This window comes from Candidatus Villigracilis saccharophilus, assembly GCF_016711665.1.
The window spans coordinates 55,531-68,965 of the sequence record NZ_JADJSO010000054.1 but is presented as its reverse complement, the minus strand read 5'-3'; the positions used below and the strand labels follow the sequence as shown (position 1 = coordinate 68,965).

Sequence of the window (13,435 nt, the reverse complement as noted above, 5' to 3'; positions counted from 1 at the left end):
GGGTGTCATGAAAAATATTTGATTCTTACGATGTTTCTGCAGTAACAGGTCAGGGCGGGTAGATCATGCCACAGCCACGGCGCTATGATGGGTGGCGGGGATCTCTGGGCATGATGGCACCGACATCATGCAAGGTTCCAGACAATACGCGGACTGACCTCTCATGTGACTGATGATGCTCTTCTGCGCGGCGCGGAGATCTACAAATTAACTGCTGTCAAGACGGTGAAACCGCGGGCGGGCGACGGTGTGGCGGGCGCAGCTTGAATCCGCTTCCGTCCCCGATTGGGCATACTTCCCAAATGCTGTCGGATGCGCTCGTCTTTTACCGTTAGCGAGGGTGGAGTTGAATTTCAAACAGCCATGCCCGCCTGGAAGGATGTTTTGAATCCGACGAGCAGATCTGGGATGTGATCGCCTATGTTCGGGAATTGGGAAAGGCAATACTGCTCTTATCGATCAAATGCAAGTCACCCAGCAGGACGAGATGCTGAACGAAGCATTAAAAAAGGCGCGATCACAGAAGCGCAGGCGGATACTTTCCTGGTGCACGTTAAATTGGAAGGCTATATCAAGTCGAACGTGCCACAAGGAACGATGGACGAACGAGAGGGCGTCGGCTCTTATGGCTTTGGTTGACTCTGGGGAGGTGCCGCAGGCTCAGGTGGATGAGTTCAAGATTGTTCATGATCCTTTCATCGGGCGGGTTCATGCCATAATTTTCGGTATCAAGCTGGATGATATGTGCCCGCCTGCATTCATCACAGGTTCAATTAGCTTTGCGAGCAGAAATAGTGCTGCTCCTGTCAGTTCTTCTTTGACTGACAGGAGCGGCACTTCTTTCTCGAGCGACGAGAAATTGTTTTCTATAAGAAAATTAGGTGGAGTTGGTTTAATTTTGCGGTAAACTTGATTTGTATCAGTTTTACAATTAATAAAACCAACTTCAGGAAAAAAAAATGAAAAACATTGATCGTAGATGATGATGAGCAGATCACAAATCTGTTTGAAAAATTTCTTGTAGAGGAAGGCTACGAGGCGGCTGGATTGAATGACAGTTCGAAGGCTATTGAAGTGGCGAATTCTTTGTCCCTGATCTTTTTACTGGATCTCATGATGCCTCAACCTGATGGTTTCGCTATGTCGGATGCTTCGCGCCACCCAAAAATTTTTACATACCCCGATCATCATCATCACCGCTTTGGGTGACACCGACAGTAAGGTGGTTGCCTTGGCGCTGGCGCCAATGATTATCTGCAAAACCCTTTCACATTACCGAGTTGTCAAAAAGAATAAAAACATTGATTTAGGAAAAGCGAGGCTTTCTACTGGAGAACGCCGCTTTCATTACTGAGAAATTATTACTATTCGAGCGTTCGAATGAACGCGATGATCTGCCAGATCTGTTCTTCGGTCAAAACATCTTTCCAGGCGATCATGGCAGTGCCATCTTTGCCGAAGGATATCCGCCAGAACAAATAATCGTCACCGGTCATTGTCTGGAGCAGAGCCAGGTTTTTCGGAGCAGGGAAAGCGCGGTGCCTGCGGGACCATCGCCATGGCCTTGTCTCCCATGACAGGATCCATAATTATTTTTGAATACTGCCGCGCCTGCGTCTGCGGCTTCCTCGCCAAATGGATTGGTCTGACCTGCAAAGTCAGATGGGACAGGTGTCAGCGTGCCGATTACATCCGCATTCGCGTTCGAACTTGTGGTGGCGCATCCCCATAGTATTGCCCCGCTCAAGACCAAAATTACATACAACAAATAATTCTTTTCATGGTTATTTGGACTTGGGTCTACCTTGCCCGCTTGGGAAATTTCTTCTGATTCCTGCGTAACCTCGGCCTGATCCTGTTTTGTGTTGCTGCTCAGCCACCCGGCGGTGATGATCAGAAAAAAGAACGCGATGCCGATGTATAGCAATAACGACAAACTTGTATCAGGACCTGCCCCGCCTTCAGACAACAAACTTAATGCCAGCATGTTTTCCTCCGATATGTTATGGATACGCCACTTATACGTGAAAAGGTAACACATGTCAAATGAAAAAATGATTGCGGTAAAATTCCTCCCAGCCTATTGAGGAGAAAATGTATGACACTAAAAGCCTGGCACAAGATCCTTATATTTCTATTTGCAATTGTTGTTTTCTTACGCGTCACATCAAACCCCGCGGCAGAACGAGCTTATTACTCGGATGATATGAATTATCCGCTCGTTATCGCTCATCAGGGCGGAGATGAGGTCTGGCCTGGTGACACGCTCTTTGCATATCAAAATGCTGCGGCGTTAGGCGTGGATGTACTTGAGATGGATATCCATATTTCCCGGGATGGCGTACTCGTGCTCATGCACGATGAGAAAGTGGACCGCACCACGGATGGCACCGGCGAGATCGAATCCATGACGCTTGCAGAACTTAAGCAGCTTGACGCAGGTTATGACTGGTCGCTGGATGAAGGCCAGACCTTTCCATTCCGTGGGCAGGGTATCACCGTGACCACTTTGGAGGAAGTTTTCCAGGCTTTCCCTGAAAAGCACATGACCATTGAGATCAAAAAATCCAACGCCTCGATGGTTAGACCATTCTGTGAGCTTATCCGAAAATATGAAATGCAGGATAAAGTTCTGGTCGCGTCGTTCTATGATGACAAGATAAAGGAGTTTCGCGCGGAATGTCCCGAAGTGGCTACTTCAAGCGCGAAGCAGGAAACCACGGTTTTTGTTCTATTAAGCAAGGCTTTTCTTTCAGGATATTATTCACCCAAATTTCTCTCCCTTCAAGTCCCCGAAGAGTCCGGCGGAATTACGGTTGTGACAGAAGCGTTTGTCAGGGCAGCCCACGCACGCGGACTTGCGGTTGAGGTGTGGACGATCAATGACAAGGAAACCATGCAAAAATTGATCAGCTGGGGCGTGGATGGTATCATGACTGATAGGCCAGATATCTTGATGGAGTTGGTGGGAAGATAGCAAAACAAAAATGGACTGGCCCAAACCAGTCCATTTTTGTTACTCCATCCAGGTCGTGCGGTCTTCAAAAGAAGGTCTTGCTGCCGATTCTGTGACGATCTCTGGGTATCCTATATATATGAACCCGGATATCGTTTGATCTTCTGCCAGGCCAAAGAATTCCTTCACCTTTGCATCGCGCGCCCATTCGCCAGTTCGCCAGATCGCGCCGGAGTCCCAGAGCGTGGCGGCCAATAAAATATTTTGGCAGGCGGCGGAAACTGCGGCAATATTTTCCTCCCCGATCACTTTCTTTCCACTGGTTTGTCCACGCCAACGGTGATAATGACTGGGGCGCGGAGCGGCAATGCGCGGATATTGTCTAATGCTTCTTTCGGCGCATCAGGCATACGGTCAAGTTGTGAAGCGGCCATCACATCCCCAAGTTTGTTGCGCGCACCCCCGCTCAAAACAAAAAAACGCCACGGTCTGACCCTGTAATGATTCGGCGCATGATTGCCGGCGTCTAATATTTTTTCGAGCATGTCCCGCGGCACGGCATCTGTCTTGAGATTTTTCGCTGAATATCTTGTATTGATCGTTTCAAATAGTTCCATCGTTCCTCCGCCACTTGGACGCTTGCGGGTAAAATTGTCTTACCATGAAAATATTTTACTGCGAGACACATCGAAAACATGATCCGCCATTTGAGGTTTTTGACGGGGGGAAGCGCGTGCCTTATCTCGAAAACCCGGACCGAATGGATAGGATATTAACAGCCTTGAATAAAACGGATTGGGCTGAATTTGTGGAGCCTGATGATTTTGGACTCGCCCCGATCCTCGCGGTGCACGATAAGGATTACATCAGCTTCCTCGCATCCTGCTGGACCGAGTGGCTGGATTCTGACCCCGAAGTTGCGATTTCACCTGAGACGCACGCCTTTTTGCCGGCGACCTTTGCATTACGGCGCAAGCCGCATGTCCCAAGCACTTTGCTCGGCAAGGCGGGTTATTTCATGATGGACTTATCTGCCTGCATTGTTGAACATACCTATACTGCCGCATTGACTTCAGCCAATTGCGCTCTTGGCGCTGTTGAATTTGTTTCCCGCTCAGCTTCTTCATCCATTCTTCCAACTTCATCATTCGCATTATGCCGTCCACCTGGACACCATGCGGGCAAAGACTACGCCGGCGGATATTGCTTCATCAATAATGCGTCCGTTGCCGCAAACTGGCTTTCATCTAAGGGGAAGGTTGCCTTGCTTGACATTGACTATCATGCCGGCAATGGAACACAGGATATATTTTACGAGCGCAAGGATGTCTTAACCGTTTCCATTCACGGCGATCCTGATTATGAATATCCACACTACATCGGGTACGCGGATGAAACAGGTGCGGGTGAGGGACTTGGCTATCATCGAAATTTTCCGCTTCCTGCTGGTACTGATGATGCCGCATACTTGGCCGCATTGGACGAATCGCTTGGCATGATACGAAATTTTGAACCGAATTATCTAGTCTTATCCACTGGGATGGATACCTTCGAAGATGATCCGCTTGGGAAATTCAAGGTGACTCGCGGCGGGTTTGCTGAAATTGGTAAGCGCATCGCCGATCTCCAACTCCCGTCTGCCATTGTGATGGAAGGTGGCTACGCTAATGCTGCTTTGGGTGAAAATATGGTCACCTTGCTGGATAACTTCAAATGAAAAAACAGGTAATCGGTTTACTGGTCATTCTATTCCTTCTTAGTGCTTGTGGACTATCGCCTGCAGAACAAGCGATTTTAACGTCTACTTCCATCACTCCCACATCCGCCGCATGGACAAAGACCCCTGCGGCAACGCCAACATCCACACAAATACCATCACCCACCTTTACATTAACACCGACGGTCACTTTCACTCCAACAGTCACATTCACTCCAACTATCACCGCTACGCCGACATTTGCCTTTCCATCTGTGACTGTCAATAAACAGGCGCATTGCCGCTACGGTCCTGCTGTTGCGTATCTTCATGCTGCTGACCTGGCTGTTGGTGATGCGGGCAAAGTCCGCGAAAGGGCGGTCTACAGTAACTGGCTGCGCATCAAATTTGACAAACTCGAATATCAATGCTGGGTCGCGCCGTCTGTTGTGGATCTGGTGGGGGATATTAGCAACATTGTCAAAACAACTCCCAACCTGCAAACCATCGGCAGTAATCAATACGGACCTCCGCATAACGTCACTGCTGTTCGCAACGGCGATCAGGTCACTATTAATTGGGAACAAATGGTTATGTCCGTGGATAAGGATCGCGGCTATTTTATTGAAGCATTTGTCTGTCAAAATGGATTCCTGTTGTGGTGGACCTTCTCTTACCCCGACCAATACAGCACGAGCTACACCGTTAAGGATGAATCTGGCTGTTCTGCACCTTCCTATGGTCAGCTATACGCAGTGGAAAAACATGGGTATTCACAGCCGTTTGATATTCCCTGGCCTGCGCCTTAATAGATAGATAGAAACAGCGGATGCAATTTGCATCCGCTGTTTCTATCTTCTGATTATTCCAGCTTTTTTCAACGCACTTTCAAGCGCGTCAATGGTTGCAGGTTTGATTAACATTGCCTGTGCACCGCCTTTTAGGACTTGCTGGCGGGTCTCAGGTTGATCATCGGCTGTGATTACGATGACCGGTACTTTCATCAAGCGCGGTTCACGGCGAATATAGGCAAGTACTTCAGTCCCGTCCACGCCGGGCATATTTATATCAAGGCAAACAAAACGTGGAATGATTTTTCCCAATGCATTTAGTGCTGCACTTGACCCATAGGCAACCTGCGTTGGCAGGTCCAGCAGATTTAGCATTTGTTGCAATGCGTCTGCTGTTTGACGGTTGTCGTCAATGATCAATCCTTCAGACATTTAATCCTCCAAAATAATCCTACCCATCACAGACACATCATACCCCATCAGTCGAGAAACAGCTCCGCGAAAACCTGGGTCAGTTAAGAGTTCATAGAGAGGCGATAATAATTCGCTGCGCGCGTGTTGTTTTGGTATGACCAGGTCGTAGCGCTCTTGAAACAATGGAATGAAATCTAGTTCTAGGGCCTGTGCGGCGGCGGCGATTCCAAGTCCGCAATCGGCGCGCCCTGATGCGATCGCTGCGGCAACACCCAAATGCGTATATTCTTCCTGAGTGTAGCCGAGGATGGAATCAGGGTTTATGCCTCTTAAGTTCATATGATAATCAAGCAGGACGCGCGTGCCTGCTCCGCGCTGGCGGTTCACGAACTGGATCTCCCGCTTCAGACTCTGCCCGTTGTTGATGAGGTCTTCCAAATTTTTGATACCCTTTGGGTTTCCCTTCTTAACGATCAACCCCTGGTCACGTCCCACCAAAGCGATCACCTTCACATTCATGTTCGGCATATATTGGCGGATGTATGAAATGTTATAGGTACCATCACTCGGGTCAAGCAAATGTGAGCCTGCCATATGCGCTTCTCCGCGGCGCAACGCAACCAGACCGCCCTGCGAGCCGACATTGGCAGATGCCAATCTGCGGTTATGTCCCGCGAGGAATTGCGCAAGCAGGTCGAGGGTCATATCATGCGAACCAATGCAGAAGATCGTTTTTTCGATCTCTGTCCTGGTTCGATACATGCGGACCTTTACCAGTTCGCCCGCTTCCAATCCCTGCACACCGCTTGGGATCAATGCGAGTCCATCCGCCTGCACCAGCGAAGTGATGACACCTGCTCCGCGGGACAATGGCGCGGCGAGAAGTTTATCTCCCACCTTGCCGACTGCCACGCGCACAAAATCATCATCACCTGCTGGTGAAACGATCTTCCTTGTCAGTGTCGCTGTCTCGGTGGGGAGTTCCATCGGCGGGCGACCAAGCCACTTGGCAATGATCGATTCAACGAAAATATCAATTGTTAATGCGGCGGAGACCGGGTAGCCGGGCACTCCGATGATGGGAATTATGTCATTGCGAGGGGCGATCTTCCCCGAAGCAATCTCCTCTGCGCTTTTTCCAATGACACCCAGAATCACAGGGTGGCCAGGCCTGACTGCCACTCCATGAACTAAAAGAGTGCCAAGTTTTTCGACCACCTTTGACGAGAAATCTTCTGCGCCTGCCGAGGAGCCTGCGTTCAATAGAACAAGGTCATGCGTTTGAGCGGCTTCCAAAACCGCGTCACAGATCGAATCGAAATTATCTTTTGTGATCGGGTATCGTGTTGGCTCGCCGCCCATGTTCTTGATCTGCGCGGCGATCACGAGAGAGTTGTATTCGAGGATGTCACCAGATTTTAGTTTGGATCCGATCGGGACCAACTCTGTGCCAGTTGGCAGGATCGCAACTTTAGGCTTGCGCGCGACGCGTATGGTTTGATGTCCAGACGCGGCAATTGCGCCCAGATCCGCCGGACGCAGCGAGTGTCCCGCGGGCAGAACAAGTTGAGTCGCTACAATATCTTCTCCCAACGGGCGGACATGGCTCCAGGGCGCGACTGCTGCCCGAATACGAATGGTTTTGGGACCGCGAATGTCTTTCGTGATCTGACCGTTCTCGTCGAGTGATTCCACATTTTCGATGGGAATGACCGCGTTCGCCCACTCTGGAAGCGGGTCACCTGTATCAACATACTGCGCTTCGGAACCAATGAATAAACTGATGGGCGTGGACGGCATCGCGCCATTTGTGGAGATTGCGCGCAGTGCGAAACCATCCATCGCCGATGCGTGATAGTGCGGCGAGGAAATCTCCGCCCAGATCGGTTCGGCAGTAATTCGACCCAGGGCATTTTCATCGAGTGGGATAGATTCAACGCCAAGTACATGCCAAAGATCAGCCTCTTGCAAGGCTTCACGCAAACGGGATTGAGCTTGTGAAAGTGGAATATCGTGTAGGTAGACAGACATTTTGATTTACGATTTGCGAATTACGATTTTACGATTCACGAGACTCCATCCATTGCGGCACCGAGGCGTTTGATGATCTCGTCCACTTCATCCTCCGTGATGGAAAGCGGGGGAGAGAAGGCTAATGTATTCCCAAGCGGACGGGAGCGCAGTCCGTGTTCCTGGGCGGCTTTGAATATCTTCATGGTCATGGCGGGGTCAGCTGTTTTGGATTCCTTGTTGGAGACAATTTCCACGCCGCAGACCAGGCCAATTCCGCGCACATCACCGACAAATGAGAATTCTGTCATTGTTTTCAGCCCATCAAGCAGGCGTTTGCCCAGTTCGCGCGCGCGTTTCGGGAATTCTTCACGTTCCATGATCTCGAGATTCTTCAATCCAACCGCGCAAGCCATGGCATGACCAGAATAAGTGTAGCCGTGCATGTATGCTTCAGAATCTGCCGCGGTTTCCATCGTCTCGCGGATCTCATCAGAGATCTGAATCCCTCCTAATTGCGCGTATCCACTCGTGATGGCTTTTGCAAAAGAAAGAATATCGGGTTTGACGTTCCAATGAGTCAATGCAAACCATTCGCCGGTGCGTCCAAAGCCTGTGATCACTTCATCGGCAATAAAAAGGATCTCGTATTTGTCGCATATCTGGCGGATAAGGGGGAAGTAGTCCGCGGGGGGAATGATCACTCCGCCCACGCCCATCACCGGTTCAGCGATGAAAGCCGCCACCGTATCCTGACCTTCACGCAGGATCGCCTCTTCCAGTTCACGTGCGGCAGCCTGACCAACGGTCTCGCCAGCTTTTAGTTGACCTTCGTACCGATATGGATTTGGCGCTGGGATGTGGACAAACCCATCCATCGCAGGCCCGAACATACCATGATATTTTTCAAGCCCGGTGGCAAATGTCGTGGCGAGGGTAATGCCGTGATAGGAACCTTTGCGCGCGATCACTTTATATTTACCGGGTTTGTCCTTTCGTTTCCAGTAATAGCGGGCGGTTTTGAAGGCGGAATCATTTGCCTCCGAACCGCCTGAAGTGAAGAAGGTTGTATTCAAGCCTTCGTAGGCGAACCCTGCGAGTTTATCGGCAAGTTTGATCGAAGGAAGGTTTGTCATCCCGGAAAAGTTGGAGGTGAATGCCAGTTCCTTCATTTGGTCATAGGCTGTTTTAGCGAGTTCCTCGCGCCCATATCCGGCATTGACGTTCCACAGTCCTGCCATGCCATCCAGTATTTTTTGCCCATCGGTTGTGTACAGCCAGACGCCTTCGCCGCGCTCGATCACTAGCGGATTTGCATGTGACTTGGGGTGGTAAACAGGATGTAATTGCTTTTTATCCTTCTCGATCCAAGCTGATGTATCTTGTTTGCTCATGGGTATCTCCAAAAGTATTTAGCCGCAAAGCATTAAGAAGGTTCGGGATTTTTTCATCCTTCATCCTTCATAATTCATCATTGTTATTTCTATCCCAACACTTCCACATCGTGCGGACCTGATTCTCTTAACCCAGCACCAGTCATCCGTACAAAAATCGCTTTTTGGGTGAACTCTTCCAGGTTGTGGGCGCCGCTATAGCTCATGCCAGATTGCAAGCCCCCGATCAATTGGGTCAGCACTTCGCGCACTTTTCCGCGATACGGAACGGCTGCTTCAACACCTTCGGCAACATACTCTTCGATCTCTTCCTGCGTCAGGTCGTTACCTTCCTTGCGGTTGCGGTCAATGGTCGCTTCACGAGATGCCATGCCGCGCGAAGCCTTGTAGCGATGACCGCGGCGGGTCATGATCATGCCCGGACTCTCATCTGTCCCGGCCAGCATGGACCCGATCATTACGGATTGTGCGCCTGCAGCGATCGCCTTTGCAACGTCTCCGGGTTGGCGAATGCCGCCATCTGCGATGATCGGAATTCCAGCAGATTCTGCAGCTTTGGCACACTCGATTACAGCAGTGAGCTGCGGAACGCCCGATCCTGCCACCACCCGGGTGATGCAGATTGAACCAGGGCCGACACCGACTTTTACACAATCCGCCCCTGCGTCGATCAGGCTTTTTGTGCCGTCAGCAGTTGCCACATTCCCGCCAATGATCTGAGCGTCGGGGAAATGCTTTCTAATATTTTTGATCATATCGATTTCAAGATTTGAATCACCGTGGGCAATATCCACTACGATGCAATCTGCGCCAGCGGCTAGTGCTGCCTCCACGCGGCGCATTTCCTTGTCGCGGACGCCTACTGCTGCGCCAACGATCAATCGTCCGCGTGAATCTTTTGTGGCTTTCGGATATTGCGTGATCTTCATAATATCCTTCAGGGTAACCAATCCGGTCACACGGCCGTCTTTATCTACAAGAGGAAGTTTTTCGATGCGGTGGTCGTGCAATAATTTCTCTGCATCCTTCAGGGATATTTCCGGAGAACCTGTGATCACATTTTTCTGCATCAATTCGCTGACGGGTTTGTTGTCGTCATTCTCAAATAATAGATCGCGGGTGGTTACGATCCCCACCAGTTTTCCGTCCGCATCCACGATCAAAATTCCGCCCGAGCCTGTTTCGTCCACAAGTTTTTTGATGTCGCCGACCGTATGTGCAGTGGTCATCTTGATCGGGCTTTCAACAATAAAAGACTCCGCTTTTTTGACGCGGTGGATTTGCCTGGCTTGTTCATCAATGGAAAGAAAACGGTGGATGATCCCGATCCCGCCTTCGCGTGCCATTGCGATCGCCATTTCGCTTTCAGTGACCACATCCATGTTCGCGGAGACGATCGGGATTTGCAAAGAGATCTTCTTTGTCAATTTTGTTTGGGTGGAAAGCATGCGGCGCGAGTCAACAATGGAATATTGAGGTACAAGTAAAACGTCATCATAAGTCAAAGCGGTATCTGGTAATATTTTCATAATCACTCCTCTGAAATTGAACCGCCCGAATTATAATGCTTGATATTGATTCCATTGGATATGAGAGCGGATCATCCTTAACTGGCGGCTGGTCAACCCAAAGGTAACAGGATCAACTCCCTCTGAGGATCGATCCGCTGACTTCGAGCAGGAAAATGCAAGAGAGTTGGAATTCAAACAAGGAGATATCATGACAGTTACAGCAGTGATCGGTTCACAATGGGGCGACGAGGGCAAGGGTAAGGCTGTGGATTTTCTTGCGGAGCGCATGGATTATGTGGCGCGCTTCAACGGTGGGAATAACGCGGGGCATACCGTCATCAATGATTTTGGAACGTTCAAAATTCATTTGGTGCCTTCGGGGATCTTTGCGCAAAATACAACTGGCTTGATCGGTGGCGGTGTGGTCATTGACCCGCAGGTTCTGATCGATGAGATCGAGATGCTCAACAAGGCTGGCGTGGCGGTGGATGGCAGGTTGTGGGTTTCGCCGCGTTCGCATTTGATCATGCCGTATCATAAGATCTTGGATGGGCTGTACGAAGAAGCCAAAGGTGCGGGCGCCACGGGAACAACTCGCCGCGGCATTGGTCCTGTCTTTGCGGACAAAGTCAGCTATAACGGCATCCGCTGGACGGATTTTACAAGCGATATGTTCGAGCAAAGATTACAGGTGCAATTGACCTTGAAGAATAAGATCATCATTGCTTTGGGCGGAGAAGCCTTGAAGTTTGACGATGTGCGCGATACCTATCGTGGATATTATTTGAAACTAAAGCCTTATATTCGTGAATTATTTTCATTGGTTCAGGATGGATTGAAGATCGGAAAGAACTTCCTGCTTGAACAAGCCATGGGCACTTTTTTGGATACGGATTGGGGAACTTATCCTTTCGTAACTGCTTCAACAACCATTCCATCTGCCGCCTCTGCCGGGCTCGGGATTCCGCCGAAGCACATCACAAATGTTATCGGGGTAACGAAGGCGTACACAACACGAGTCGGCGGTGGTCCGCTGCCGACCGAGATCCATGATGTTGAAAGTGAAGTGTATAAAAAATTCGGAGAAGTTGCCGCCACCACAGGGCGTATTCGCAGAGTTGGCTGGCTGGATCTGGAAATTGTCCGCACCGCAGTGGATCTAAGTGGCGTGACCGAGTTGTGCCTGACCAAGCTGGACGTGCTGAGCGGTTTGGATGAAATTCAAGTTTGCGTCGGATACCAATTGAACGGCAAAGATATCCGCTACGCAGATGTGGACGCTTATGGACTAGACACGGTAGAGTTGGTTTATAAAAAATTTAAAGGCTGGCAGCAAGATATCAGTAAGGTCAGGTCTTTTGATGAATTACCTCAAGAAGCAAAAGATTACGTCGCAATGATAGAAGAGTGTGCAGGCGCGCCGGTCAAGTGGATCGGTGTCGGCCCTGAGCGGGATGCGACGATCAGAAGATAAATGCCAGAACTCCGGGTTTTCCTCGGAGTTCTGGGTAATCAACAAACAAGGCGGTCGAACATAATATGGAACTTTACTTTATCCGTCATGGACAATCTGTCAACAATGCAGGTTGGAATGACCCGGAATACAAAGAGCATCCAGACCCGTATCTTACAGAGATTGGGATTGCTCAGGCTGAACATCTCGCGAAATATCTGAAAGAAAAACAACACATCACGAATGATAAGGTTTGGAATATTCAAAACCAGTACGGATTTGGTTTCACGCATATTTACACCAGTCTGATGGAGCGCGCTGTGGCAACAGCCGCGCCGACTGTCCGTGCATTGGGAAGTGTCCCGTTCACTGCCTGGATCGATATCCATGAGGAGGGTGGAATGTACGCCCGTGAAGAAATGGATAATTTTAAAGGTCTGTCTGGGAAACCTCGTTCATTCTTTGAGAAAAATTTCTCCGAATTGAACCTGCCCAATGGATATGATGAATCAGGTTGGTGGAATCGTCCCTTTGAAGCGGAGGAGGAACGCCAACTCCGCGCCGACAAGGTGCTTGCCGAACTCATCGCCCGTCATGGTGACAGGGATGGACAGCCCGAGCAACGGATCGCATTCGTTAGTCACGGCGGCTTTTTTGTACGGTTGATTTCCGCCATGCTCAAACTTCCCTGGCGGCAGGGAGCGCATGATATGAAATCGTGGTTCCTGCTCAACAACTGTTCGATCAGCCGCTTTGACATTCGTAAGGATGAGATCCTGGTTGCTTATCTAAACAGGACTGACCACCTGCCTGCGCATTTGGTGAGCGGGTGATACAATATCAAAAAATCTTTTGGAGGTAGATATGAACATTCTGGTTTGGATCATTTTTGGCGCGCTTGCGGGCTGGATCGCAAGCATCATCATGGGCAAGAACAAGAAAATGGGAGCCATTGCCAATATCGTGGTCGGTATCGTTGGCGCATTTATTGGCGGTTACATCATGGATTTCTTTGGCGCACAGGGCGTCACAGGTTTTAACATTCCCAGCCTGGTTGTTGCGATCGTAGGAGCAGTTGTTCTGTTGTACGTCGTTGGATTGTTGCGCGGCGGTCGTCGCTGATATTTATATTAAGATATTTTTGTATCGGGAGTCATGCATAGATTTTGCGTGACTCCTTTTTGTTTGCAAGCCCGCAAAAATTATCTTG

General features: G+C 49.8%; 17 protein-coding genes. 9 read left to right on the top strand and 8 right to left on the bottom strand.

Features of this window, described 5'->3' with window-relative positions; all coding sequences use genetic code 11:
• Positions 1–420 precede the first annotated feature (420 nt).
• The 3 genes from IPL17_RS17335 (at position 421) to IPL17_RS17325 (ending at position 1,209) form a co-directional block, all read left to right on the top strand.
• Positions 421–639 carry a hypothetical protein gene (locus IPL17_RS17335; protein WP_345308342.1) on the top strand — a complete coding sequence of 73 codons (219 nt, stop codon included), beginning with the start codon at positions 421–423 and terminating at the stop codon, positions 637–639.
• On the top strand, positions 626–907 hold the full coding sequence (locus tag IPL17_RS17330; protein WP_345308341.1) for a hypothetical protein: 282 nt from the start codon (positions 626–628) through the stop codon (positions 905–907). Before IPL17_RS17335 ends, IPL17_RS17330 begins: the two co-directional genes overlap by 14 nt.
• Before the next feature lie 62 nt (positions 908–969).
• Positions 970–1,209, top strand: coding sequence for a response regulator (locus IPL17_RS17325; protein ID WP_345308340.1), 240 nt, complete (start codon positions 970–972; stop codon positions 1,207–1,209).
• Positions 1,210–1,364: 155 nt separating this feature from the next.
• On the opposite strand, the gene IPL17_RS17320 is transcribed toward IPL17_RS17325, so the two are convergent.
• On the bottom strand, positions 1,365–1,496 hold the full coding sequence (locus tag IPL17_RS17320) for a cytochrome c (protein ID WP_345308339.1): 132 nt from the start codon (positions 1,494–1,496) through the stop codon (positions 1,365–1,367).
• A complete protein-coding gene (locus IPL17_RS17315) occupies positions 1,493–1,987 on the bottom strand; it encodes a hypothetical protein (protein ID WP_345308338.1) in 495 nt (164 codons plus the stop codon). The genes IPL17_RS17320 and IPL17_RS17315 overlap by 4 nt, the downstream gene beginning before the upstream one ends.
• A 111-nt stretch (positions 1,988–2,098) precedes the next feature.
• Between IPL17_RS17315 and IPL17_RS17310 the strand changes: the two genes are divergently transcribed.
• On the top strand, positions 2,099–2,977 hold the full coding sequence (locus IPL17_RS17310; protein WP_345308337.1) for a glycerophosphodiester phosphodiesterase: 879 nt from the start codon (positions 2,099–2,101) through the stop codon (positions 2,975–2,977).
• A gap of 39 nt (positions 2,978–3,016) precedes the next feature.
• Here the strand turns inward: IPL17_RS17310 and IPL17_RS17305 are convergent, their stop codons facing one another.
• Both IPL17_RS17305 and IPL17_RS17300 read right to left on the bottom strand, forming a co-directional pair.
• On the bottom strand, positions 3,017–3,265 hold the full coding sequence (locus IPL17_RS17305) for a nitroreductase family protein (RefSeq protein ID WP_345308336.1): 249 nt from the start codon (positions 3,263–3,265) through the stop codon (positions 3,017–3,019).
• Positions 3,262–3,573 (bottom strand): nitroreductase family protein, encoded by a 312-nt coding sequence (locus IPL17_RS17300; RefSeq protein ID WP_345308335.1) that lies wholly within the window; start codon positions 3,571–3,573, stop codon positions 3,262–3,264. The genes IPL17_RS17305 and IPL17_RS17300 overlap by 4 nt, the downstream gene beginning before the upstream one ends.
• A gap of 44 nt (positions 3,574–3,617) precedes the next feature.
• Between IPL17_RS17300 and IPL17_RS17295 the strand changes: the two genes are divergently transcribed.
• Both IPL17_RS17295 and IPL17_RS17290 read left to right on the top strand, forming a co-directional pair.
• Entirely contained in the window at positions 3,618–4,673 is a 1,056-nt protein-coding gene (locus IPL17_RS17295; RefSeq protein WP_345308334.1) for a histone deacetylase family protein, read from the top strand.
• Positions 4,670–5,461 (top strand): hypothetical protein, encoded by a 792-nt coding sequence (locus tag IPL17_RS17290; RefSeq protein WP_345308333.1) that lies wholly within the window; start codon positions 4,670–4,672, stop codon positions 5,459–5,461. Before IPL17_RS17295 ends, IPL17_RS17290 begins: the two co-directional genes overlap by 4 nt.
• 42 nt (positions 5,462–5,503) lie before the next feature.
• On the opposite strand, the gene IPL17_RS17285 is transcribed toward IPL17_RS17290, so the two are convergent.
• The 4 genes from IPL17_RS17285 to guaB all read right to left on the bottom strand — a co-directional run bounded on the left by IPL17_RS17285 (position 5,504) and on the right by guaB (position 10,790).
• The gene (locus IPL17_RS17285) at positions 5,504–5,875 is read right to left on the bottom strand and encodes a response regulator (RefSeq protein ID WP_345308332.1); all 372 of its coding nucleotides are present in this window, start codon (positions 5,873–5,875) and stop codon (positions 5,504–5,506) included.
• A complete protein-coding gene (locus IPL17_RS17280; protein ID WP_345308331.1) occupies positions 5,876–7,888 on the bottom strand; it encodes a molybdopterin biosynthesis protein in 2,013 nt (670 codons plus the stop codon).
• A gap of 35 nt (positions 7,889–7,923) precedes the next feature.
• Positions 7,924–9,261 carry an aspartate aminotransferase family protein gene (locus tag IPL17_RS17275; RefSeq protein ID WP_345308330.1) on the bottom strand — a complete coding sequence of 446 codons (1,338 nt, stop codon included), beginning with the start codon at positions 9,259–9,261 and terminating at the stop codon, positions 7,924–7,926.
• Positions 9,262–9,350: 89 nt separating this feature from the next.
• Positions 9,351–10,790 carry an IMP dehydrogenase gene (guaB, locus tag IPL17_RS17270; RefSeq protein WP_345308329.1) on the bottom strand — a complete coding sequence of 480 codons (1,440 nt, stop codon included), beginning with the start codon at positions 10,788–10,790 and terminating at the stop codon, positions 9,351–9,353.
• A gap of 190 nt (positions 10,791–10,980) precedes the next feature.
• On the opposite strand from guaB, the gene IPL17_RS17265 reads away from it, so the two are divergent.
• The 3 genes from IPL17_RS17265 (at position 10,981) to IPL17_RS17255 (ending at position 13,347) form a co-directional block, all read left to right on the top strand.
• Positions 10,981–12,246 (top strand): adenylosuccinate synthase, encoded by a 1,266-nt coding sequence (locus IPL17_RS17265; protein WP_345308328.1) that lies wholly within the window; start codon positions 10,981–10,983, stop codon positions 12,244–12,246.
• 65 nt (positions 12,247–12,311) lie between these two features.
• Positions 12,312–13,058, top strand: a complete 747-nt coding sequence (locus IPL17_RS17260; RefSeq protein WP_345308327.1) for a histidine phosphatase family protein — start codon at positions 12,312–12,314, stop codon at positions 13,056–13,058.
• A gap of 31 nt (positions 13,059–13,089) precedes the next feature.
• The gene (locus IPL17_RS17255; RefSeq protein WP_345308326.1) at positions 13,090–13,347 is read left to right on the top strand and encodes a GlsB/YeaQ/YmgE family stress response membrane protein; all 258 of its coding nucleotides are present in this window, start codon (positions 13,090–13,092) and stop codon (positions 13,345–13,347) included.
• The last annotated feature ends 88 nt before the right edge of the window (positions 13,348–13,435 follow it).